The sequence below is a fragment of the Shimia sp. R10_1 genome (genome assembly GCF_017744095.1).
In the GTDB taxonomy this organism is placed as follows: Bacteria; Pseudomonadota; Alphaproteobacteria; order Rhodobacterales; family Rhodobacteraceae; genus Shimia.
In genome coordinates, this window is the sequence record NZ_JAGHQX010000014.1 from 42305 (window position 1) to 64988 (window position 22684).

Sequence of the window (22684 nt, forward strand, 5' to 3'; positions counted from 1 at the left end):
AACGAAGGTAAGCGCAGGTTGCGCGCCCACGTGTAGGAAGGAAAGACGATGGTCGAATTTGCCCTCCCCAAGAACTCCCGGATTATGACCGGCAAAACCTGGCCCAAGCCGGCTGGCGCGACCAATGTGCGCAAGTTCCAGATCTATCGCTGGAACCCGGACGACGGCAAAAACCCACAGGTGGATACCTATTTTCTGGACATGGACAAATGCGGTCCAATGGTTCTGGATGCGCTGATCAAGATCAAGAATGAGGTCGACCCTACGCTGACCTTCCGCCGCTCGTGTCGTGAAGGCATCTGTGGGTCCTGTGCGATGAACATCGACGGGATCAACACGCTCGCCTGTATCTACGGTCTCGATGAGATCAAAGGTGATGTGAAGATTTATCCGCTGCCGCATATGCCAGTGGTGAAAGACCTGATCCCAGATCTGACTCACTTCTACGCGCAGCACGCATCCATCATGCCGTGGCTGGAAACCAAGACCAATCGCCCCGCGAAAGAGTGGCGTCAGTCCATTGAGGACCGTAAGAAGCTTGACGGTCTTTATGAATGTGTGATGTGCGCATCCTGCTCTACGTCTTGCCCAAGCTACTGGTGGAACGGCGATAAATACCTGGGTCCAGCGGCACTCTTGCACGCTTACCGTTGGATCATCGACAGCCGTGATGAGGCGACAGGCGAGCGTCTGGACGAGTTGGAAGATCCGTTCAAGCTCTACCGCTGCCACACCATCATGAACTGTGCAAAGACCTGCCCGAAGGGTTTGAACCCGGCAAAGGCGATTGCAGAGATCAAGAAGATGCTGGTCGAACGCCACGTCTGATTGTGGATGAAAAGATTTTCGACAAGGGCCCTTGCGGGCCCTTTTTCGTTTCTTTCTGTGCATAGATTGCATGGCGCCTTTGCCAACTGAGCAGTTCTTTGGCTGTGCTGCGTTGGCTATATACTCAAGCAGGGAAGGAGATCAGTTGTGAATACGGAGACTGCCGATGTCCGCCCTAGAGACAAACACACCAGAAGACTTCGCCGCGCGTGCCTTGGAAGTGCTTGAGCAAGCCTACGCCTACTACTCAGAGCCACCACGCGTTTCGGTTTTGTCGCAGGACAGCGATCAAGAAACATATTTTGAGTATGTAAAAGCAGCCTGAACTTGCTGGTATTGCTGATATGAAGCGCTCCTTGCTGGGGCGCTTTTTGCGTTTCTCGGTTTGAGAGTGACGCGCTTTCCTGACGTAAGGTTGGTCTTGGTCCACAGGCGACTGCCCGTTAGCCTCTAGAAAACGGGAGGAGGCAACATGGTCGATGTGATCATCGTAGGCGGCGGCCTGGCTGGGTTGGTGGCTGCACGTGAAGCTGCGCTTCGGGGGCGTCAGGTTGTCGTGTTGGATCAGGAAGGCACGCAGAGCCTTGGCGGCCAAGCTTTTTGGAGCCTTGGCGGTTTGTTTATGGTGGATACGCCTGAACAGCGGCGTATGGGGGTGAAGGACAGCGCAGAACTTGCTTATGCGGATTGGATGGGATCTGCGCAGTTCGATAGGCCCGAGGATGAAAACCCGCGCCGCGTGGCCGAAGCCTATCTAGAATTTGCCAGCGGTGAGATGCGCAGTTGGCTGCGAGAGATCGGTATGCGGTGGTTCCCGGTGGTGGGGTGGGCCGAGCGTGGCGGCGCGTTGGCGCATGGTCACGGAAATTCTGTCCCACGTTTTCACATCACTTGGGGAACAGGCCCCGGAGTGGTCGCACCGTTTGAGCGGGACGTCCGACAACTGACAGGCGACGGTAAAATCGACTTGCAGTTTCGCCGAAAAGTCACTGAGTTGATTGTCGAAAACAGCGTTGTCAAAGGAGTGCGCGGGGCAATCTTAGCGGACGATGGCGCTGAGAGGGGGCGCTCTACATCGCGTGACATTGTCGGCGATTTTGAACTGAGGGCAGAGTCCGTGGTTTTGACCACTGGCGGCATTGGCGGCGACCATGAGATGGTGAGGCGGTATTGGCCCCAAGATCGGCTGGGTGCCGCACCCAAACGCATGGTGGCCGGGGTCCCAGACTACGTTGATGGGCAGATGCAGCGGCAAGCTGAAGCGGCAGGGGCGGCGGTCATCAATGGCGATCGCATGTGGCACTATACCGAAGGGTTGGCCAACTGGGATCCGATCTGGCCAAACCATGGTATTCGTGTCCTCCCTGGGCCAAGCTCCATGTGGTTTGACGCTTTGGGAGATCGGATGGAGGCGCCCTATCTGCCGGGATTTGACAGTTTAGGCACCTTAAAGCGGATCCTGTCTACAGGGCATGCTCACAGCTGGTTCATTTTGACGCAAAAGATCATTGAAAAAGAATTCGCCCTATCCGGATCTGAGCAGAACCCTGACTTGTCTTCAGGCAAGTTCATTGAGGTGCTCAAGGGGCGTTTGCTCTCCAAAGGCGCACCGGCACCGGTGGAGGCATTCAAGCGTCATGGGGAAGATTTTGTTGTTGCAGATGAGCTGGACACTCTTGTGGCTGGCATGAATGCAGTCACGCCAGAAGTGCCTGTCTCGCTTGACAAAATCCGCTCTCAGATCGTCGCACGCGATGCACAGATCGACAACCCATTTAGCAAGGATGCGCAAGTTACCGCGATCAGAGGCGCGCGTGCATTTCTGGGGGATCGCCTGATCCGTACAGCCAAGCCACATCGCATTCTGGATCCAGTCAACGGCCCGTTGATTGCCGTGCGCCTTAACATTCTGACGCGGAAATCGCTGGGTGGGTTGCATACTGATATCGCTGGACAGGTTCTCAAGCCGGATGGCAATGCATTTGAGGGTCTGTTTGCGGCTGGAGAAGTCGCAGGCTTTGGTGGTGGTGGCTATCACGGCTACAATGCGTTGGAGGGGACTTTCCTTGGCGGCTGCATCTTCTCAGGGCGGGCCGTGGGGCGTGCAGTATAAGATTTAGATTTGTGGTCTGAGCCGTGCTAACCTCCCCATATTTTAAAGAGTATTGGGAGGACTACCATGAAACATCTGTTTGCGGCAGCTCTGATTGCTATTGCTTCTCAAGGGGTTGCAGGTGGTGCGCCCTCGCCTGAGGGGGCGGAGGTGTACTTTGTCAATCTGTCTGATGGAGACACTGTGCAGTCCCCGGTTTTGGTGCAGTTTGGACTTTCTGGGATGGGGGTTGCGCCTGCTGGGACGGAGGTTGAGAACACGGGACATCACCATATTTTCATCAACCGGCCACCGCTTGGAGAAGGGGCTGAGGATGCTGATCTGCTTGAAAATGGAGTGCCAACGGATGACAACCATCGTCATTTTGGCGGCGGTCAGACGGAAGTGACGCTGGAGCTGCCAGCGGGGACCCATACATTGCAGCTGGTGCTGGGGGATGAATTCCATGTGCCACACACCCCACCGGTTGTCTCTGAGGTGATTACGATCACTGTCAATTAAGTGATGGCTGCGGTGCGGATAGCCATTGCAACCCGTTAACACTTGGGGGCAGGATCGCGCCATGACTGAGACCATCCTGCCCCCCGCTGACGCCGAAGACCGCCGTGCCATCCAGCCGGTGATTTGCTATCCGAACACCACTCTGCCGACCCCACCACTGGCGCTTTATCAAGCGGCGAGAAAAGACGCGACCAAGGTGGACGAGGTGCTGATCCCCGCGCGGGATGCGCGCTGTTTTGAAGTGCCTGCGGGACATTTCTTTCGCATCACATCGGTGGAAGGCCCGCAGGTGGGGGATCTCAATCTGTGGAATGCGCATGATCTGAATGAGCGGTTTTTCTCTGGAAAAACAAGAGCTTTGCACGGCATGCACATCACGACCGGAGAACGAATGTGGTCGAGCCTGCCCAATCTGCGGCCGATGGCGACCATCGTGACAGATACGTTGGGCTGGTACGGGATCGATGCCTACGGTGGCTCCGTGCATGATGTGATTGGCACGCGCTGTGACCCCTATACGGGCAACCTGTTGAGTGGCGATCAGTATCATTATTGCTGCCATTCCAATCTGACCCGTGCTTTGGCGGCGCATAGGGGAATGCGTTTGGAAGACGCGGAGCCGCATGTGCATGATGTTCTTAACGTTTTCATGTGCACAGGCTTCACGCGAGACACGGGGCAATACTTTATGAAAGCCAGTCCAGTGCGCCCCGGCGACTATCTGGAAGCCTTTGCGGAGATCGATTTGCTGGGCGCATTGAGCGCTTGTCCGGGGGGCGATTGCTCGGCTGAACACAGCAGTGATGCAGCCGCGTGTTACCCGCTTCTGGTGGAGGTCTTGGCGCCGAAAGAGGGCGCGCTGGAAGGGTGGGAAAGCCCCGCGATCAATGGGTATGATCGCAGCCATGGCGTGACGCGTTAACCATAAAATTTGATGTCGGTATTGCGTCTGTATCGCGGCTGTAATGCGGAGGTGCAAATTTACGGCTGCCTCAAAAGGTAAACGCCGCGCGCGGGTGGTGCGGTTTTAATGGATCGTATTGCCAGCGTGCGGTGGTGCTTGTGGGAAGGTAGGTTTGGCATCGCAAGCGAATTTCCAGGGTGTCGAGCGAGCAGGGGCTTGCGGCTAGAGGTGCAATGTTGGATCGGCTATCCGGACACCGTGCAGCGAAGGTAGGCAGTGAGCCCGATTTGACCGATGCAGCGCTCCGCACCAATGACAGCAATGCGCAGAAAGCGAGCTTTGCAAAGTTCAGTTTTCATTGGCAGCTGTGCGGACAAAGCACCGTTTCGCTGCGGCTGCTCCGATGGCCGCTTTTTGAGGTTCGTCACAAACTCTCGTTCTGGATCGTCTTATCTCTGAAACCTCAATTTTGGAGATATGATGCGAAATTTAGTTTTAATCGGGGTCGGAGGGATTTCAGTTCTGACTGCGGTCTATATGTGGACGGCCACGCAGCATTGGTATCACACGGTACCGGGGGTCGCACTCACGGGGCCAATGAACTTTCACTTTGCCAAGGATGTCGCCCTTGCCTATCTGTCAAGCGGGGCGGCCCTGATCTGGGCTGGAGTCAAACATGACAAAACAGCCGGAATCTTCGGTGCGTCCTGGCTCGTCCTGCATGCGCTTTTTCATATTTGGATCTGGCTTCATCGCGGCACGCCGGCCGATCTGATTGCCCTCACCAACCTGATAGGTATCCAGATTCCCGCTTTTGCAGGGTTCATTTCCGCGGCCCGTTTGAAGTCAGAAGGGAGGACATCATGATCCGTGCGCTTCTTAAAACTGGTTTTCAGCGGTTCGGGTCGCGATACAATTACGATACAAGCTATATGAGCCATGTTGCTGATACCTCGGCAAAGGCAGCGCTGCGGATGTCAATCCTGCCATTTTACAGCCAATTTCGCGGTCCCAAGGACGCTCAGAACGTCTGGGCAGGTGCAATGCTTGGATCAACGCTGGACGGTGACTGCGGACCATGTGTGCAACTGATCGTTGACATGGCGCTTGAGGCTGGGGTTCCGGCAGACCAGCTCGTGCTTTGCCTTCAAGGCGATGTAAAGGCAGCGGGTGATGTTGGCCTTGGGTTTCGGTTCTCCCAGGCGGCAATTGCGAACGCTCCCGAACTCGACAGCCGACGGCAAGAAATTGAAGCGCGTTTTGGTGCGGCGGCAGTCACTGCGGCCTCTTTTGCAGCCTCAAGCGGGCGAATATACCCTGTCCTGAAACGCGGCCTTGGCTTCGGGCAAACCTGTAGCCGTGTGACAATCGCGGACGAAACCACAAAAGTACGGTATCCATCATGAACATGGTCGCGGACATATTTGAGGCAGAACGCCCAAAACTGATATCACTGTGCTATCGCATGTTGGGTGAACGTGCAGGTGCGGAAGACGCTGTACAAGACACATGGCTGAAATGGTCAGCAGTCGACGCGGCCCAGATTGACAACCCGGCGGCTTGGCTGCGCCGGGTTGCCACGAATGTTGCCATCGACACGTTGCGTACCGCCCATCGACAGCGCGAAGTCTATGTCGGCCCCTGGCTGCCCGAGCCCCTTATTCAGGGTGAAACACAAGAACCTGTGCATCAGTTTGAGCTTGCGCAGGAATGCGAGCTGGCATTGCTGTGGGCGATGGAGCGGCTCACGGAACGAGAGCGCGCGGCGTTCATTCTGCGAGAGGCCTTCGACGCCAGCTATTCGGACATTGCAAAAACGCTTGGCGCAACCGAAGCCGCTTGTCGCCAACTTGTCAGCCGTTCGCAAAAGAAATTGCAGGACTCTGGTCCCCGTTTCGACGCCACTCCGGAAGAAGTCGCAGACTTGAGCCAGCGCTTTTTCATGGCGATCATGGCGGAAGACTTCGATGCGGCTCTGTCGTTACTGACACCCAAGTCCGTTGCACTGTCTGATGGCGGGGCGAAAAGGCGTGCCGCGCGGCGTCCATTGATCGGTGGCAGCGAGATTCTACAAGTGTTCCGAGCTTTGTATGAAAAAACACGCCATGAACCCGGCTGGACAACCCGGATTGCATTGGTGAATACCAAACCCGCCTTTTTGCGATATCAATTCGAGCAATTGGACTCCGTCACGACGCTTGCTCCCGATCAAAGTGGAAAAATCGCGTGGCTGTATACCATGAGAAATCCAGACAAACTTGGGGTGATCGAACAGTAGTGAAATCGGCAAAGCAGTCACTTGCTGCGCCGCAGAAGCCGGTCAATATGGGCTCAAAGTGAAGTTTCACGGCGGTCTGCACCAAAGGCCGCTTCGGGCTGACAGCGGTCATTGAAAGCTTAAACACGTACTTAAAATCTGAAACGCACGGTCCCCACCAACGCGCAGGCGACGCAGCCGACCAGCCTCACCCCATCTCTACGGGCCCTCCCCCAAGGGAGGGGGCTTAACCCCCACCCAGGGTCGGGGGCTGGTCTATGTGATCTGTGACGATCATTGCAGATATTTTGGGGGATGATCTGGCAGCCAAATAGAATGCCGCGACCACCTTTGCGCGGGCTACTCCTCCCAATCACGCCTGCAGTTCGGCGTCCCAATACAGATAGTCCATCCAGCTGTCGTGCAGGAAGTTGGGGGGGAATTTGCGGCCGACATTGCGGAGTTCTTCAGAGCCGGGTTGGCGCGGCGGTTTGCGCAGGCTCATGCGGGCCTGGCGCAGGCTTTTGGAGCCTTTTCTGAGATTGCAGGGCGAGCAGGCGGCGACGACGTTTTCCCAGCTGGTCACACCTCCGGCGGCGCGGGGGATGACGTGATCGAAGGTCAGATCTCCTCGGGCGCCGCAGTATTGGCACTGAAATTCATCGCGCAGAAATAAATTAAAGCGCGTGAAGGCCACGCGCTTTTGCAATTGAACATAATCTTTGAGGACAACAACCGAAGGGATGCGTATTTCGGTGGAGGGGCTGCGGACCACATGGTCGTATTCAGCCACGATGTCGACGCGATCCATATAGGCGGCTTTGATGGCGTCTTGCCAAGGCCATAAAGAGAGCGGGTAGTAGGAGAGGGGGCGGTAGTCGGCGTTCAATACGAGGGCAGGGTGGTGTTTCAACCCGCCGGGACTTCGTGTGAATTCTGTCCTAAAATCTCCGTCCATCTTCGATCTCCCTTTGCGCCCATCTTGCGACGTTTGGCTGTCTGGGCTGCCCGCTTGTAACTACTATATCTCGTGTCTTTGATCTGACAAGCCTCACGATATGCGAAAGTGTCGCAGGGGATGAGGCAGGTGCAGAGTGTCAGCAGTGCGTGACGCTTTCATGACGGGCCTGTGGATAAAATGAAAGCGCCGCGCTCAAATATCAAGCGCGGCGTTAACAGAATTGACCTGTTGGCCGGTGTCAGTAGAACTTCAAGCCGTTGAGATCGAAGGTTTTAGACAGAGTGAGGGCAAAGCGTGTGTCGTCTTGCGCAACCATGCTGCCGATGCCCTGACGCCCGATGGCGTTGGTGGCTTGGGCGTCTATGCTAAAGCCGGATTGGCCCAAGTGGTAGCGTGCGCCGGCGGCCCAGGTTGTTTCGTCCCCATCGCGCCCCACAGGGGTGACCTCCGCGATCAGTTCCAAACCGTTGCCAAAGCCATAGTTCACGCCCATGCCAAAGCCGACCAACTCATTGTTGCCAAAGGCGCCGATTTTTGGGCTGGCGGTCAGAGAGAAGCCGTTTCTGGTTTTATAGTTGGCGATCAGATCGGTGTAGAAGACGCCAACTTTGGTGGGATCAGAGTTGATTTGGCGCCCATAGAGCATGCGCCCGGTCAAAGAGAACAGATTGCCGTTGTTCTGATCCATAAAGCGCAGTTTGGGGCCAATCATGTAGCGCACGCTGGTGGTGGGCACGAGATCGGGGTCTGCGGTTGGGTTGTCGGAGTACTGTTCGAAAATCACCTGAATCTCGCCGTCGCGATCGGGGCTGAAACTCAGGGCAACGCCTTTGTTGTTGTCGCTGCCGCCCCAGATATCTGTGCGCAGCATGCCGGGTTCAAGCGTATCGGCGGCACCGAGGGTGAAGCCGTCTTGTTGCAAATGGACCTGACGGGTGGTGGGCGGCAAGGAGAGATCTCGGTAGCTGAGCGGGCGGTTTGCACCGGGTGTGTAGATCAGACGTGCGCCCGCGAGCACATCGTCGCCGTCGGGCCAGAAGGTCATGACACTGGTTGCAGGCGAGTTGCCCCAGCCATTCGTGAGATATCCCTCAAGACCAAGTCGCGGGGTGACATTGTAGCGTCCGCCCACCGTCCAGACAGGCACAGCTTCAAAATTCCCATCGCTGTTGATTGTGTTTTCGCCAGACAGGGCTGTTTCCACGGTGCCAAACATCAACACTCGGTTGGAAGCGCGGTAGCTGACGCCAGCGCCGAGGCTGACGATCGTGCCATAAAACTCATCTCCGGCCACATCATCGGGTGCCAGTGTCACGCCTGGGGTCAGGTGAAACTGGAGTTTTGGCGACACTGTGTAGGTGATCGGCGCTTTGATTGCCCCGATGAACACACCATCTTGATTGGTGTCAAAACCGCCCCAAAAATCAGACTTCAGGGACGCGAAATTCTCAACTGAACCTAGAGCTGCGATGCTGACGCGGCCATTGTTGTAGAGTTGGTATTTGCCCCAGAGCGCGACTTGCGTGGTTTCGATCTGTGGGATCGTTGGGAAGCCAGCGACGGGGCCACCGATTGGGTCAACATAGTTCTGTACGTCGATGCCCATGGTGAAGCGGTCTGTGAACGCATAAGAGCCGCCGCCATTGTAGACTTGGTTGCCTGTGCCGGTCGGTGTGCTTGGCGAGTTTTGACGCGCACCGATGTTGAGTTCCACAGTACCCGCATGGTTCATGTTGGCGGTTTCAAAGCCCACAATCCGTGTGGGTGGGCCTTCAACAACGGATGGGCTGGTTGCCTGTGCTGTTGCCAAGCTCGGGATTGCGGTTGCAGTGGCCAAACTCACGGTCAGCACCAGAGGAGAAAAAGCACGCGCCTCAGAATTGTGATGGCTCACGGTGGGCTCCAGTAAAATAAAGATGTAGCGATTTACGCTGTTTCCGAGGCGTTTGGGCATCTCTCACAAAAAGAGAGCGCGAAATTGCCCGCCGTATGCTTCATGAAAACGCAAAGAGCTTTAGTACGAGTGGATAGTATATTGGGCGGAGATTGGACCCAAGGGATTTTGCTGTGATAATGAGTTTTTTGTTAGAGTTTTTTTAAGGCGTGGCTCTGGCGCATCGCAGATTGATTTAGGGTGTCGCCCAAAAGGTATTTTGCGAGCGGCATGAACCGCCCGCAAAGATCAAAAAGAGTCCGAAGGGCGCTGTTGAAATTACAGCCCAAGCTTATCGCGCATGAAGGCCAATGCGACGCCAAGACCATCTGGTGCAATGCCGTGTGCCGTGCCTTTCATGATATGGGCATAGACATCTGTAAAGCCGGCTTCTTGTAGTGCTTCGGCGGCTTCAGGCAGTGACTGAGGGGGAACCACATCGTCCTGATCACCGTGAATCAGCAGGATTGGTGGCTTGCTGACCGCTTCGTCTTTCAGCAGGTCCGGCTGCAGCAGGCGACCAGAGAAGGCCACAACACCTGCGACGGGATCTTCGCGTCGTGGGGCGACGTGCAGGCTCATCATTGTGCCTTGCGAAAAGCCCAACAGCACAACCTGTTCAGGCAGCAGATCTTCGTCGACCATGACCGCATCCAAAAACGCGTTCAGATCATCCACCGCCGCCATCATGCCGCGTTCGCTTTCTTCCTCTGAGGATCCATCAATCCACGGAATAGGGAACCATTGGCGCCCCATGGGCATGCCGGGAATTTCTTCAGGGGCGTCAGGGGACAAGAAAAGCGTGTCTGGCAAATGTTCTGCCAGCGGGTCTGCGAGGCCCATGAGATCTGCGCCATTGGCGCCATAGCCATGCAGGAAGATGACCGCGGAACGGGTTTCGCCCGAAGCGGGTTCTTTGCGGAGGGTTTGCAATACGCGCGTCATGTCACGGCCCTATGTGATCTCAGTTCAGAGACGTGTGTGGCATGACAGCGCGCGGGTCGCAAGACAGTAGCGGGGGCAGGTGCCCGCCGCCGTAAAGTCTGACGCTTACGATTTGAAAGCAGCCTCAAGCGCGATTTCGACCATATCGCCGAAGCTTTTTTCGCGATCTTCGGAGGGAAGCGCTTCGCCTGTGAGCAGATGATCGGAAACCGTGAGCACCGCCAATGCACGGCGGCCATGGCGCGCGGCAAGATTGTAGAGTTCTGCCGCTTCCATCTCTACACCCAAGATGCCATGGCGTGTCATTTGCTCGTTTAAGTCCGGTCGTTCGTCATAAAATACATCGGAACTGTAGATGCCGCCCACGTGGGTTGGCGTACCTTTTGCCGCTGCGGCGTCTGCGGCGGCGCGCAGCAGGCCGTAGTCTGCACATGGGGCAAAGTTGATTTCTTTGAAGATTCCGCGTGAGGGCGTGGACAGTGATGTTGCCGTCATGGCGATGATTACGTCGCGAACATTGACGCTTTCTTGCATGCCGCCGCAAGATCCAATGCGGATCAGAGTTTGCGCGCCATAGTCTTTCATCAACTCGTTTGCGTAAATTGAAAGCGATGGCATGCCCATTCCTGAGCCATGTATTGTGACGCGATTGCCTTTCCACATGCCGGTAAAGCCAAGCATTCCGCGCACTTCATTGACGAGTTTCACGTCTGTCAGAAAACTCTCCGCCGCCCATTTTGCGCGATAAGGGTCACCGGGCAGCAATACTGTTTCAGCAATATCGCCGGGCTGAGCGCCGATATGAACGGTCATGGAAGTATCCTTTCAAGCATCAATTAGACGCGTGGCATGTCGCCAGGCTAGACCAGCTTAAATGCGCAAATAGGTGCAAAACATCAAGCCAGATTTCGGTGATAGTGATAGCTCAAAAACAATAAAGCCGGGCGACCTTTCAGATCAACCGGCGTGCATTCTATCATCAGCTCTGTGGCTGGTGGGAGCCTGTTCCAGTAAGATCAGGCCCCATATTCGGGTCTCGTCTTGTTAGACTTCCATTTCTTCGGGAGAAATGCCTGCGGCAAGTGCATTATCAAACCATTTCGGTTTGCGGCCTTTGCCAGTCCAGGTTTGGGTTTTGTCTTCTGGGTGAGCGTATTTTGGCACGCCTTTCATGAAGCCATTCTTTTTCTTGCCCGTTGCGTTGGCCAGCTCTTCCAGGGAGAAGCCATATTTTTCGGCAGCCTCTTCAACAGCTTTAAGCGCGTCTGTCTTGCGTTTGGCTTCGCGCTTTTCCAGCTGGATATCGATTTGCGCGCGCAAATCGACAAGAGCCTCGCGGGACATTTCTTCCAAGTTCATTTAGTAGTCTCTATTTATTTGGTGGTGGCGGTATTTCGCCGATGCGAGGGGGATTGCGCAAGAGATATCTGTGTATTGCTCACAGATTTGTGTGTTTAAACATGGATGAATTGCGGGAAAAATATGATTTTCCCGCATTGGTAATGCATCCCTGTGCTGTTGTTTATATGCGTTTTCAGGCCGCTTCTGTCTCTGGAGCAGCGAGGGTCACAATGTCGCGCATGATGGTGTTCAATTCGAAGTCCTTGGGCGTGTAGACACGAGAGACCCCCATATCGCGCAGCCGCTCGGCGTCGTCATCGGGGATGATCCCCCCAACAATAACCGGTGTGTTTGCGAGGCCTGCAGCCTCCATGCGGGCCATAAGATCTTCAACGAGTGGAATGTGAGAGCCTGAGAGAATGGACAGCCCGACCACATGGGCTTTGTCTTCTAGCGCTTTGGTAACGATTTCTTCGGGTGTTAAACGAATGCCGTCATAGGTGATGTCCATGCCGCAGTCCCGCGCCCGGAAGGCGATTTGTTCGGCGCCATTTGAGTGACCGTCAAGTCCCGGTTTTCCAATCACAAATTTGAGGCGCCTGCCCAGTCGATCAGAGGCGGCGTTGACCTCTTCACGTATCTCATCAAGGCCCTCAGTCTTGTTGGACCGTGCGCCGGATACACCGGTGGGGCCGCGGTATTCGCCGTGAACGATGCGCATCTGTGCGGCCCATTCACCGGTTGTGACGCCAACTTTTGCGGCGGCGATGGAGGCGGGCATGACATTTGCCCCGCTGGCGGCGGCGTCACGCAGATCTTTGAGCGCTTTCTCGACCGCGGCGCTGTCACGTTCAGAACGCCAAGACTTCAGCCGGCCAATTTGATCCTGTTCCACAGCGGGGTCGACCACCATGATGCCGCCATCGCCGGTCATCAGAGGGCTGGGTTCTCCCTTTTGGAACTTGTTGACACCCACGACCACGGTCTCCCCCGCCTCGATGCGGTTGAGCCGCTCGGCGTTGCTGTCCACGAGGCGAGATTTCATATAATCAATTGCACCAATTGCGCCGCCCATACTTTCCAAATTGGCCAATTCAGAGCGCGCGCCTTCTTTTAAGAGTTCGACTTTCTTATCGACAGCTGGATTTCCGTCAAATAGATCGTCGTATTCCAATAGGTCCGTTTCAAAAGCCATGATCTGCTGCATGCGCATTGACCATTGCTGATCCCATGGGCGGGGCAGGCCGAGGGCTTCGTTCCAGGCGGGAAGCTGCACCGCGCGGGCACGGGCTTTTTTGGACAGTGTCACCGCGAGCATCTCGATTAGGATGCGATAGACGTTGTTTTCCGGTTGCTGTTCTGTGAGACCCAGTGAGTTTACTTGCACCCCGTAACGGAAGCGGCGGGATTTTGGGTCTTCTATACCGTAGCGCTCCACGAGGATTTCGTCCCACAGATCCACAAAGGCGCGCATTTTGCACATCTCGGTGACAAAGCGGATACCTGCATTCACAAAAAATGAAATGCGACCGCACAGGCGTGGGAAGTCTTCTGGGGCGACGCGAGGTTTGAGTGCGTCCAGCACAGCGATGGCGGTGGCAAGCGCGAAGGCGAGTTCTTGTTCTGGCGTCGCGCCGGCTTCTTGCAGGTGGTAGGAACACACGTTCATCGGGTTCCATTTAGGCACGTTGGTGTAGCAGTACTCTGCGACATCCGTGATCATTTTGAGGCTCGGCTCTGGGGGGCAGATGTAAGTGCCGCGTGAGAGATATTCCTTGATCAGGTCGTTTTGCACGGTGCCTTGCAGCTTGGTGACGTCAGCGCCCTGTTCTTCTGCTACGGCGATGTAGAGCGCCAACAGCCATGGGGCAGTGGCGTTGATCGTCATTGAGGTGTTCATCTGCTCAAGCGGGATCTGATCAAACAGGGTCCGCATGTCGCCCAAATGACATACCGGCACGCCCACTTTGCCCACTTCGCCGCGCGACAGGATGTGATCGCTGTCATAGCCGGTTTGTGTCGGCAGATCGAAGGCCACCGACAGTCCGGTTTGTCCCTTTTCCAGATTGGCACGGTAGAGCGCGTTTGAGGCTTTGGCAGTTGAATGGCCTGCGTAAGTTCGAATCAACCATGGGCGGTCTTTTGTCGGCTTTTGCTGCGTCTGCGACATTGGGGGTCCCTCTGTTCGATGGCCCAGCGAGGGCTTGGCAATAATGTTGCGTCAGAGCGTAATTTGGAGAAATATCATTTGCAAGAGAATTCGCTGCGCTGCGGCGAATACGTCCCGTCACGTTATCGGCGACGGACTGTCAAGCAGAGATACATGTTTACCTTGGGGAGCGCAGTTGCCAGAGTCCGCGCCATGACTTCGACTGTAGAACTTCCCGTTTGGCTGTTTGGCCTGATCTTGTTGTTTGCGATTGTAACGGCCGCAAGCCACTTGCTTTTCCCCTCTGTGCGTTGGTTTTTTCGCCGTCGTATGGAGCGGGCTGTCTCGCATCTGAACGAGCGTCTTCAGCGGCCAATCGAGCCTTTCAAGCTGGCACAGCGCCATGATATGATACAGCGCCTGATTTATCAGCCCGATGTGACGCGTGCGGTTGCTGAACATGCCCGTGCCAAAGGGATCCCCGACGCGGTGGCGTTTGAGGAAGCCAAACGCTACGCGCGCGAAATTGTGCCGTCCTTTTCTGCGTTCATGTATTTTGGTGTGGCGATCAGGCTCACCCGGTTCTTCAGCCGCGCGTTGTACCATGTGCGCGTGGGGTTTGTGGATGAAGCGGCAATTGATGCGCTGCCACAAGATGCCACGGTGGTTTACGTGATGAACCATCGCAGCAACATGGATTATGTGCTGGTGACCTATCTGGCTGCGCGGCGCTCTGCCTTGACATATGCGGTTGGCGAATGGGCGCGTGTCTGGCCGCTAAGCCGCCTGATCAGGGCGCTTGGTGCCTATTTTATAAGGCGCAGATCGCATAGCGAACTCTATCGCAAGGTGTTGGCCGCATATGTGCGGCTGGCCACAGAGGCCGGTGTCACGCAGGCGATGTTCCCTGAGGGCCGCCTGAGTCTTGATGGTGCGCCTCAGGAGCCGAAACGTGGCCTGCTCAAGTATATCACAGATGCCTATGATCCCGAGGCGCGGGACGTTGTGTTTGTGCCTGTTGCGCTGAACTATGATCGAATTTTGGAGGATCGCATCCTGTTGGAGGCCAAGGCGCGTGGTGGCAAAGGGTTTCGTGCGCGCATCAGCGTGATCTTGGGTTTCTTCCTGAAGCAGATCTGGTTGCGCTGTTTGGGGAAGTATCGAAAATTTGGCACCGCAGAGGTACGTTTTGGGCATCCGTTGTCTTTGGCGGAATTTGTAAAACATCACCCCACAAGTGCCGGGGAGGATCTGGCGGAGCCGTTGTCGCTTGAACTTATGGGACGGATCAATGCGGTGGTTCCCGTGCTGTCCGTGCCGCTGGTGGCGGCGATTTTAGAAGACGCAGCGGTCCCTATGACGCTTGAGGAGATCAAGGCCGCCTATGTCACCCATATGGATCACCTTGGGGAAACTGCGCAGCAGGCGCAAGATTGTGTCGCTGGGGACGCAACGGAAACTGGACTGCGCATTCTGGTTGGTCGGCGCATGATCGGTGAAGATGACAATCGATATTTTAAGAAAGAAAATCAAAGAGATGAGCTGGCATTTTACGCCAATTCCATTCGTCACTTGTTGGAATGATTTCGCAATTGCAGCATAAATTGCTGCGATTGCAAGGTCATAAAATTACAAAATGAAGGCACCTAAGGTTGCAATGTTTCTCTGTCGTCGGTATCTCGGTGGTAGAAACGCGATTCTGCATCGCGGCAAAACGACCAACAGGAGGCGAAGATGGCTCTGGATACCGAAAGCGCAATCTCAACTTACGACGCGCCGCAAAAGGATCTTTATGAAGTGGGCGAAATGCCCCCAATGGGTTATGTCCCAAAGCAAATGTACGCTTGGGCGATCCGGCGTGAGCGCCAGGGTGAACCCAACAAGGCGATGCTTCAGGAAGTTGTAGATGTCCCCACATTGGACAGCCACGAAGTGCTGGTTCTGGTGATGGCAGCAGGTGTGAACTATAACGGTGTCTGGGCAGGCCTTGGTGTGCCGATTTCCATGTTTGACGTGCACAAGCAGCCCTATCACATTGCTGGGTCGGATGCGTCTGGCATCGTTTGGGCCGTGGGGGATAAGGTAAAGCGCTGGAAGGTTGGCGATGAGGTGGTGATCCATTGCAACCAAGATGACGGTGATGATGAGCACTGCAACGGCGGCGATCCAATGTATTCGGACAGCCAGCGTATTTGGGGCTATGAGACCCCGGATGGCTCTTTCTCCCAGTTCACCCGCGTTCAAGCGCAGCAATTGATGCCACGTCCCAAGCACCTGACATGGGAAGAGAGCGCGTGTTACACGCTGACACTGGCAACTGCGTACCGCATGTTGTTTGGCCATGAGCCTCATGATCTGAAACCTGGCCAGAATGTGCTGGTTTGGGGGGCATCCGGCGGGTTGGGATCCTATGCGATCCAGTTGATCAACACCGCAGGTGCCAACGCGATAGGCGTGATTTCAGACGAAACCAAACGCGACTTTGTCATGAGTCTTGGGGCTAAGGGTGTTCTGAACCGCAAAGACTTCAATTGCTGGGGACAGTTGCCCACCGTGAACACGCCCGAATATGCGGAGTGGTTCAAAGAGGCGCGCAAGTTCGGCAAAGCCATTTGGGACATCACCGGCAAAGGCAACAATGTGGACATGGTGTTTGAACACCCAGGTGAAAGCACGTTCCCGGTGTCGACCTTTGTTGTGAAAAAGGGTGGTATGGTTGTGATCTGCGCGGGCACATCCGGGTTCAACTGTACGTTTGACGTGCGCTACATGTGGATGCATCAGAAGCGTTTGCAGGGCTCTCACTTTGCCCATCTGAAGCAGGCCGCCGCCGCGAACCAATTGATGGTGGAGCGTCGCCTGGACCCATGTATGTCAGAAGTGTTCCCTTGGGCGGAGCTGCCAGAAGCGCATATGAAAATGCTGCGCAATGAACACAAGCCCGGCAATATGTCGGTGCTGGTGCAGGCTCCAAAGACAGGGCTGCGCACGCTGGAAGACGTGCTTGAGGCCGGCAAGTAAAAGGCCAGTTTCGCAGGCTGATTGAGCACCAAAAGCACCCCGCAGGTTTGCCAGCCTGTGGGGTGTTTTATTGTGTTCTCAAGGCGAAATGTGTTGGGCTCTAGGAAAGTTTAATTCTCCTTAAAGCAGATTGTTGCGACGGTGAGTTTCTTCGATCTCTTTGCCAATTTTTAAGGAGACCCTCTTAGGGCCTTCTTTGAAAAATGAAGTGGAGAAATAAATGAAAATCAAAAGCTTGATGGCAGCGGTTGCTCTGAGTTTTACCGGTGCTATGGCCATGGCCGAGACTGTTAAGATGGCTGTTGGAGAATGGGCGCCTTATGTTGGTGCAGAGCTGCCGGAGCAAGGTGTGCACGCGCAAAAGGTGCGAGAGGTTATGGCGGCTGCGGGCTATGAAGTGGCGCTTGATTTTCTGCCTTGGAAGCGCTCCTACGAGCTGACCAAAAAAGGGGAGTATCCAGCCACATTCTCTTGGTCCAAGACGGACGATCGTCTGGCGGATTTTTACTATCCAGAAGTGTTTTTGGAAGACCAGGTTGACGTGATTTATTACAGCCGCGCCAAGTATCCCGATGGGCTGAATGTGAGCTCAATTGAGGATATCCATGCGCAAGGTCTGAAGCTGGTCGGCTATTCTGGCTATTGGTATGAGAAGGCCCTCGCAGATCTGGGGTCTGAGATGCATGATGTGTTTTCCGAAGAGAGTGCGTGGAAACTGTTGCAGTCAGGCCGCGTGGATTTGCTGATCGAAAATGAAGTGGCGGGCGATCTTTCGCTGAAGTCTGTGCTTGGCGCCGAGATGGGCGACATCGCGAAAGGCTCTGTGGTACGATCGGTTCCGGTGTATGTTCTGTTTTCCCGGGCGCATCCGCAAGGTGAAGCCTTGAAAGATGCATGGGACGCGCATGCGAAGTAAGGCGCCAGACAGCGCTTGAACTTACCCCCGTGGCCAGCGATGGTTGCGGGGGTTTTGTTTGGGCGCGAGGGCGCGCGCGTCTGGGGCGATTTTGGACATTGGCTTGCGAAACCCGCTGGCCCCTAATCGCTGCCCACTATAGGGTCGCGCCATGAGCAGCACGTCCATCACATTCAGCCATGATCAGGCCGAGGCCTTTGACAATATTTCCCTCCTTCTCAAGGGGCTGGGGGTGGATTTGGAGCAAAGTCTTCTGACCCCACCCACAGAGGGCAAACAGGCGATTGCCGCGGTGACAGGCAAGGCTGGGTCTGGCAAGACCATGCTGTTGTCAGAGCTTGTGAAAGCGCTTGAAGAGGTGGGTGTTGAAATCGTTTCTGGCGATTATGAGGGCAAGAAAAAGAAAGATCAGCGCACGCTGGCCATTCTGGCACCGACGAATAAGGCGGCGAGTGTGCTGCGGATGCGGGGCGTGCCCGCGACCACGATCCACCGGATCATTTACACGCCGGTCTATGACCCGGAATATGAAAAGATCGCCGAATGGCTGGCCGACAATGGCGAGCGGCCCGAGATTGAAGGGCTGACGGATGAGGCGCTGGACCGGGCGCTGGAGTTTTACAAACTGCACAAATCCATCCCCGGCGCATTGGCGGCTGCGGGGCTGCGGGGCAGTGATTTTATCACCGGATGGAAGCGGCGGGATGATCCGCTGGACATCGGCTTTATTGATGAAAGCTCGATGCTGGATGACAAGCAGTTTGACGATCTGAAGGATATTTTCAGCACGCTTGTGCTGTTTGGCGATCCTGCGCAGTTGGCACCGGTGAACCAGTCCGGCGCGATGGTTTTTGACAAGTTGCCCGCGCCTGCGGTGTACAATCTGGAGCGCATTCACCGCCAGGAGGCGGACAACCCGATCCTGGATCTGGCCCATGCGCTGGCCGATCCGCAGCTGGGGTTTCAGGATTTCGAACGCATGGTGGAAGAGACCGCCCGCCGCGATGATCGGGTGCAGTTTGCCCAGCGGGTAGAAGTGGATCTGATGGCGCGTTCGCCCGTTCTGGTTTGGCGCAATGCAACGCGGATCCGGCTGATCCATGCGTTTCGCCATGTGCATGGCGCGCCAGAAGATGAACTTTTGGAAGGCGAACCCTTAATTTGTGACGGGATCGAATTGCCCGCAAAGCATCGCAAAAAGCGGCTGGATCTGGAGGCGAGGGGGCTGATCAAAGGCGCGCAGGTGATATACCTCGGCCCCGGTCGCAAGCCGGGCTTTTCGCGGCTGCATGTGATGGGGGCGGAAGATCCGCGTGTGTCTGCGGCCTCGATCGTGAAGATCGAAGCGCCTGAGGAAGAAGAGCCTTTCATTCCCTTTGCCGCACGCATGGGGGCAACGTTTCTGCATGGGGCGGCGGTGACCATTCACAAGGCACAGGGCAGCCAGTGGGAGAACGTGCAGGTGTTTGCGCCGGATCTGTTTGTGGCGGCGCGGATGAACCGGATGGAGGCGGGGCAGCCCCTGTGGAAGCGGCTGGCCTATGTGGCGATCACGCGGGCCAGTGAGCGGCTTTATTGGGTGGTGCGCAATCGGCTGGCAAAGCCAACAGATGGATTGCGTGTAGACGACCTAATCTCGGCACCCGCGCCACTCACGTTACAGGCGCAGGAGGAAAGCGCATGAAAAGCATCATTGTCACCGGGGCCAGTCAGGGCATCGGCCGCGCCACCGCAGAGGCTTTCTTGAATGCAGGCTGGCGTGTGGGGGTGCTGGCGCGCAGCGAAGAAAAGCTGCAGGAGCTTGCGAGCGCTTATGAATTTGCGGTGCCGCTGGTGGCGGATGTCACCGATGCGGCTGCCCTGGAAGGCGCTTTTGCACGGTTTGTCGCCCGCAGTGAGCGTTTGGATGCGCTGTTTAACAATGCGGGGATGTTTGGGCCGACAGGTCCGATTGATGAAGTGGATCTGGGTGGGTTTGATCAGGTGCTGAATGTGAATGTGCGCGGCATGTTCATTGCGGCCAAACTGGCCTTTGCCCAGATGCGGCGTCAAAGCCCGCAGGGGGGACGTATCATCAACAATGGATCTCTGGCTGCGCATGTGCCACGCGAGGGCTCGGTCTGCTACACCCTGACCAAACACGCGATCACGGGTCTGACCCGGAGCCTGTCACTGGATGGACGCCCGTTTGATGTGGCCTGCGGACAGATTGATATTGGCAATGCAGCGACAGACATGGTGGCAGGCATCAATGCGCGATTGGTGGCAGAGGGCAAAGAGCCCAATCCGGCCATGGATGTGGACGATGCGGCCAAATCCGTGTTGCACATGGCGGAATTGCCGCTGAACGCGAACGTGCAGTTCATGACCGTGATGGCGACGAAAATGCCCTACATCGGACGGGGATAGCGCGCCGCCGGGCTTTTCCAAAATGGAAAGCCCCCGATCTTTGGGGAGATCGAGGGCCAAAGGCTACGTCATAAAAAGGAATTGTGTAGTCAGAATGTGCGTCGTCGTTATCCAATCAGGCCGCCGTCGGTGCGACGGACGGCAAAGACACCAGAGCGCGGCACAGAAGTGCCTCCGTCTGGGAAGTGAGAGTCGCCGCGTTCGCCGGGATGCTGAATGCCGACAAACATGGTGCGCCGATCTGGGGACCAGCACACGCCGGTGACTTCGCACTCTTTTGGCCCCACCAGGAAGCGGCGGATTTCGCCGGTTACGGTGTCGCCTGCGAGCATTTGGTTGTTGCCCATGCCCGCAAAGTCTTCGGCATTAGAATAATTGCCGTCTGTCTGGATCCACAACAGACCGGTGCTGTCAAACGCCATGCCATCAGGCGAGTTGAACATATTTCCAGCATTGATGTTTTGACTGCCTGCATATGCATCACTGTGTACATCCGGGTTGCCCGCGAGGGCAAAAAGGTTCCAGCTGAACCCCGGGGCGGTGTGATCGGCGTCATCGGCCATCCAGCGGGCGATCTGACCATAGTGGTTTTCGACGCGCGGGTTGGGGCCGTTTGCAGAGGTGTCATCGCCACCCGCATTGGGTTTCACGCCACGGTTTTTGTTGTTGGTGAGCGCCACATAGGCCTCTGCCTTGGTGGGGTTCACGGCAACCCATTCCGGGCGGTCCATGGTGGTGGCACCCACTTTTGAAGCCGCCTGGCGGGTATGAATGCGGATTTCCGCCTCGGTCATGCCTGTGGTTTCCGGTGTCAGCGCCAGCCATTCACCGCGCATGTCATCGTGGAATTTGGCCACGTAGAGATCGCCGCTTTCCAGAAGATCCGAGTTGTCGCCCACGCCGGAATAGGTGCCCTCAGAGACAAATTTATAGAGGAATTCGCCGCGTTCATCATCGCCCATATAGACGACAACCTTACCGTTGGTGGCAACAACCACGGCGGCGTTTTCATGTTTGAAACGGCCGAGTGCGGTTCGTTTCTTCGGGGTGGAGGTGGGATCAAACGGGTCGATTTCCACCACATAGCCCGCGCGGTTGGGTTCATTGGGATCTTTGGCAACGTCAAAGCGCGGATCCACTTTGGCCCAGCCATAGCCCCAGTCTTTGGAAGAAACACCGTAGCGCTTGAGCTCGGCGCTGACCTCATGAGCCTCATCTTCGGCAGAGAAGTAACCGTTGAAGTTTTCTTCGCAGGCCAGATAGGTGCCCCAAGGGGTTTCGCCGTTACCGCAGTTGTTCCAAGTGCCTTTGCAGGTGGTGCCGGTTGGGTCGGCGGTGGTTTTCATGAGGTCATGGCCTGCGGCCGGGCCGGTGATCTCCATATCGGTTTGTGGTGTGATGCGGCGGTTCAGGTCGCTGTCGATCACAACCTGCCATGAGTCTGCGTCGTTGCGCGCCACTTCGACCACAGACACACCGTGGGCCATCATGCCTTTCTCGACGTCATCATCGCTGACCCAAGCGCCATCCGGGTTGTTGCCCCAGAGGATTTTGCGGTTGGTGTATTCATTGTTGATGGCCATCACATGGCGGCCACCTTTGGTGAAGAAGGCCATGCCGTCATTGTTGTCCCCAAAGGCGCCGGCCTGAGAGGCGGCTGTGCCGCGGGTGGCTTCGTCAAAGGCTGGCGTGCTGCTGAAGAGCGGATCGCCCCAAGTCACGACCGGTTCCCACTCAAAACCGTCTGGCACGGTGATCGTGTCCTCAGAATTGGCAGGGATCTGGTGGAAGCCGAAGCGGTCTGCGTGACCATGGCTGCCAGCTTGTGCATCGCGGGTCAAAGCCGTGGTGCCGACAAGGAAGGAGCCCAGACCAAAGGTCATCACACCGCCGAGAAAGCCACGGCGAGACAGGGCGCTTTCGACCACGCGATCAAAATCAGTTTCTTCTGCGCGGGGGGAAATCAGTTCATCAATCTCGTCAAACGACAGGTCATCATGGGACATGGCTGGCTCCTTAAGCTGGCTGGGGCGGACCCCAAGTATCACTCATTAAAAACGCTAGGGTGCGCCTGAATCAGTTTTGTGACAAGAAATTCTCAACCATATGACAGTGCCGCTGACGCAGATTTTTGTGCGGTTTCGGCGTTTTTTTGCCTGCGGTTGGCTGCCAGCTTGGTGAGGGCTACCTGGCGTCGGCGAGGAGCGTCTCGGTAGAAATCGGGCCGGAGCTGTTCGCCAGTCCGGCCCAAGATCGCATTTGTGTGGGATAAAATTAGCCTGCTACAACGTTTTGTGTTTGCGTTCCCAGTCCCTGGATGCTGAGTTTCATTTTATCGCCAGGTTTGAGGTATGTTTGCGGGTTTTGTCCCATGCCGACGCCTGGTGGTGTTCCTGTTGAGATGAC

21 protein-coding genes are annotated in these 22684 nt (G+C 56.0%); 13 read left to right on the forward strand and 8 right to left on the reverse strand.

The window, feature by feature from the left end; genetic code table 11:
- Positions 1-48 precede the first annotated feature (48 nt).
- The 8 genes from J7413_RS18985 (at position 49) to sigJ (ending at position 6624) form a co-directional block, all read left to right on the forward strand.
- Positions 49-828, forward strand: coding sequence for a succinate dehydrogenase iron-sulfur subunit (locus J7413_RS18985; RefSeq protein WP_209101106.1), 780 nt, complete (start codon positions 49-51; stop codon positions 826-828).
- 166 nt (positions 829-994) lie between these two features.
- Entirely contained in the window at positions 995-1153 is a 159-nt protein-coding gene (locus tag J7413_RS18990) for a hypothetical protein (RefSeq protein ID WP_209101121.1), read from the forward strand.
- A 147-nt stretch (positions 1154-1300) separates the two neighbouring features.
- Positions 1301-2941, forward strand: coding sequence for an FAD-binding dehydrogenase (locus J7413_RS18995; protein WP_209101122.1), 1641 nt, complete (start codon positions 1301-1303; stop codon positions 2939-2941).
- A gap of 66 nt (positions 2942-3007) precedes the next feature.
- On the forward strand, positions 3008-3442 hold the full coding sequence (locus tag J7413_RS19000) for a DUF4399 domain-containing protein (RefSeq protein ID WP_209101123.1): 435 nt from the start codon (positions 3008-3010) through the stop codon (positions 3440-3442).
- A gap of 61 nt (positions 3443-3503) precedes the next feature.
- Positions 3504-4364: a DUF1989 domain-containing protein gene (locus tag J7413_RS19005; RefSeq protein ID WP_209101124.1), complete on the forward strand. Its 861-nt coding sequence runs from the start codon at positions 3504-3506 to the stop codon at positions 4362-4364.
- Positions 4365-4826: 462 nt separating this feature from the next.
- Positions 4827-5213, forward strand: coding sequence for a hypothetical protein (locus J7413_RS19010; protein WP_209101125.1), 387 nt, complete (start codon positions 4827-4829; stop codon positions 5211-5213).
- On the forward strand, positions 5210-5752 hold the full coding sequence (locus tag J7413_RS19015) for a hypothetical protein (protein ID WP_247743634.1): 543 nt from the start codon (positions 5210-5212) through the stop codon (positions 5750-5752). Before J7413_RS19010 ends, J7413_RS19015 begins: the two co-directional genes overlap by 4 nt.
- Complete coding sequence (gene sigJ / locus J7413_RS19020) at positions 5749-6624, forward strand: RNA polymerase sigma factor SigJ (RefSeq protein ID WP_209101126.1); 876 nt, start codon at positions 5749-5751, stop codon at positions 6622-6624. Before J7413_RS19015 ends, sigJ begins: the two co-directional genes overlap by 4 nt.
- 352 nt (positions 6625-6976) lie before the next feature.
- On the opposite strand, the gene J7413_RS19025 is transcribed toward sigJ, so the two are convergent.
- The 6 genes from J7413_RS19025 to J7413_RS19050 all read right to left on the reverse strand — a co-directional run bounded on the left by J7413_RS19025 (position 6977) and on the right by J7413_RS19050 (position 13953).
- Positions 6977-7561 (reverse strand): HNH endonuclease, encoded by a 585-nt coding sequence (locus tag J7413_RS19025; protein ID WP_209101127.1) that lies wholly within the window; start codon positions 7559-7561, stop codon positions 6977-6979.
- 241 nt (positions 7562-7802) lie between these two features.
- Positions 7803-9458 (reverse strand): DUF1302 family protein, encoded by a 1656-nt coding sequence (locus J7413_RS19030; RefSeq protein WP_209101129.1) that lies wholly within the window; start codon positions 9456-9458, stop codon positions 7803-7805.
- Between the two features lie 318 nt (positions 9459-9776).
- Positions 9777-10442 (reverse strand): alpha/beta fold hydrolase, encoded by a 666-nt coding sequence (locus J7413_RS19035; RefSeq protein WP_209101131.1) that lies wholly within the window; start codon positions 10440-10442, stop codon positions 9777-9779.
- 105 nt (positions 10443-10547) lie between these two features.
- Complete coding sequence (gene deoD, locus J7413_RS19040) at positions 10548-11255, reverse strand: purine-nucleoside phosphorylase (RefSeq protein ID WP_209101134.1); 708 nt, start codon at positions 11253-11255, stop codon at positions 10548-10550.
- Positions 11256-11486: 231 nt separating this feature from the next.
- A complete protein-coding gene (locus J7413_RS19045) occupies positions 11487-11801 on the reverse strand; it encodes an H-NS histone family protein (RefSeq protein WP_209101137.1) in 315 nt (104 codons plus the stop codon).
- Positions 11802-11976: 175 nt separating this feature from the next.
- Positions 11977-13953, reverse strand: coding sequence for a protein meaA (locus J7413_RS19050; RefSeq protein WP_209101139.1), 1977 nt, complete (start codon positions 13951-13953; stop codon positions 11977-11979).
- Positions 13954-14145: 192 nt separating this feature from the next.
- Between J7413_RS19050 and J7413_RS19055 the strand changes: the two genes are divergently transcribed.
- From J7413_RS19055 to J7413_RS19075, 5 genes are all read left to right on the forward strand, one after another.
- Entirely contained in the window at positions 14146-15516 is a 1371-nt protein-coding gene (locus tag J7413_RS19055) for a 1-acyl-sn-glycerol-3-phosphate acyltransferase (RefSeq protein WP_209101142.1), read from the forward strand.
- Positions 15517-15666: 150 nt separating this feature from the next.
- Positions 15667-16953 carry a crotonyl-CoA carboxylase/reductase gene (ccrA, locus tag J7413_RS19060; RefSeq protein ID WP_209101145.1) on the forward strand — a complete coding sequence of 429 codons (1287 nt, stop codon included), beginning with the start codon at positions 15667-15669 and terminating at the stop codon, positions 16951-16953.
- 220 nt (positions 16954-17173) lie between these two features.
- Positions 17174-17869: a hypothetical protein gene (locus tag J7413_RS19065; protein WP_209101148.1), complete on the forward strand. Its 696-nt coding sequence runs from the start codon at positions 17174-17176 to the stop codon at positions 17867-17869.
- A gap of 151 nt (positions 17870-18020) precedes the next feature.
- Positions 18021-19553 (forward strand): AAA family ATPase, encoded by a 1533-nt coding sequence (locus J7413_RS19070; protein ID WP_209101151.1) that lies wholly within the window; start codon positions 18021-18023, stop codon positions 19551-19553.
- On the forward strand, positions 19550-20278 hold the full coding sequence (locus J7413_RS19075) for an SDR family oxidoreductase (protein ID WP_209101154.1): 729 nt from the start codon (positions 19550-19552) through the stop codon (positions 20276-20278). Before J7413_RS19070 ends, J7413_RS19075 begins: the two co-directional genes overlap by 4 nt.
- Positions 20279-20385: 107 nt before the next feature.
- On the opposite strand, the gene J7413_RS19080 is transcribed toward J7413_RS19075, so the two are convergent.
- Together J7413_RS19080 and J7413_RS19085 are read right to left on the reverse strand one after the other, a co-directional pair.
- Positions 20386-22284 carry a PhoX family phosphatase gene (locus J7413_RS19080; protein WP_209101157.1) on the reverse strand — a complete coding sequence of 633 codons (1899 nt, stop codon included), beginning with the start codon at positions 22282-22284 and terminating at the stop codon, positions 20386-20388.
- A gap of 268 nt (positions 22285-22552) precedes the next feature.
- On the reverse strand, positions 22553-22684 hold a 132-nt coding region (locus J7413_RS19085; protein WP_209101184.1), incomplete at its 5' end, for a fumarylacetoacetate hydrolase family protein.

Excerpts from the sequence above, each read along its gene's own strand:
- J7413_RS18985 (WP_209101106.1), top strand. The coding sequence starts at position 49 with ATGGTCGAATTTGCCCTCCCCAAGAACTCCCGGATTATGACCGGCAAA.
- J7413_RS18990 (WP_209101121.1), top strand. The coding sequence starts at position 995 with ATGTCCGCCCTAGAGACAAACACACCAGAAGACTTCGCCGCGCGTGCC.
- J7413_RS18995 (WP_209101122.1), top strand. The coding sequence starts at position 1,301 with ATGGTCGATGTGATCATCGTAGGCGGCGGCCTGGCTGGGTTGGTGGCT.
- J7413_RS19000 (WP_209101123.1), top strand. The coding sequence starts at position 3,008 with ATGAAACATCTGTTTGCGGCAGCTCTGATTGCTATTGCTTCTCAAGGG.
- J7413_RS19005 (WP_209101124.1), top strand. The coding sequence starts at position 3,504 with ATGACTGAGACCATCCTGCCCCCCGCTGACGCCGAAGACCGCCGTGCC.
- J7413_RS19010 (WP_209101125.1), top strand. The coding sequence starts at position 4,827 with ATGCGAAATTTAGTTTTAATCGGGGTCGGAGGGATTTCAGTTCTGACT.
- J7413_RS19015 (WP_247743634.1), top strand. The coding sequence starts at position 5,210 with ATGATCCGTGCGCTTCTTAAAACTGGTTTTCAGCGGTTCGGGTCGCGA.
- sigJ (WP_209101126.1), top strand. The coding sequence starts at position 5,749 with ATGAACATGGTCGCGGACATATTTGAGGCAGAACGCCCAAAACTGATA.
- J7413_RS19025 (WP_209101127.1), bottom strand. The coding sequence starts at position 7,561 with ATGGACGGAGATTTTAGGACAGAATTCACACGAAGTCCCGGCGGGTTG.
- J7413_RS19035 (WP_209101131.1), bottom strand. The coding sequence starts at position 10,442 with ATGACGCGCGTATTGCAAACCCTCCGCAAAGAACCCGCTTCGGGCGAA.
- deoD (WP_209101134.1), bottom strand. The coding sequence starts at position 11,255 with ATGACCGTTCATATCGGCGCTCAGCCCGGCGATATTGCTGAAACAGTA.
- J7413_RS19045 (WP_209101137.1), bottom strand. The coding sequence starts at position 11,801 with ATGAACTTGGAAGAAATGTCCCGCGAGGCTCTTGTCGATTTGCGCGCG.
- J7413_RS19050 (WP_209101139.1), bottom strand. The coding sequence starts at position 13,953 with ATGTCGCAGACGCAGCAAAAGCCGACAAAAGACCGCCCATGGTTGATT.
- J7413_RS19055 (WP_209101142.1), top strand. The coding sequence starts at position 14,146 with ATGACTTCGACTGTAGAACTTCCCGTTTGGCTGTTTGGCCTGATCTTG.
- ccrA (WP_209101145.1), top strand. The coding sequence starts at position 15,667 with ATGGCTCTGGATACCGAAAGCGCAATCTCAACTTACGACGCGCCGCAA.
- J7413_RS19065 (WP_209101148.1), top strand. The coding sequence starts at position 17,174 with ATGAAAATCAAAAGCTTGATGGCAGCGGTTGCTCTGAGTTTTACCGGT.
- J7413_RS19070 (WP_209101151.1), top strand. The coding sequence starts at position 18,021 with ATGAGCAGCACGTCCATCACATTCAGCCATGATCAGGCCGAGGCCTTT.
- J7413_RS19075 (WP_209101154.1), top strand. The coding sequence starts at position 19,550 with ATGAAAAGCATCATTGTCACCGGGGCCAGTCAGGGCATCGGCCGCGCC.
- J7413_RS19080 (WP_209101157.1), bottom strand. The coding sequence starts at position 22,284 with ATGTCCCATGATGACCTGTCGTTTGACGAGATTGATGAACTGATTTCC.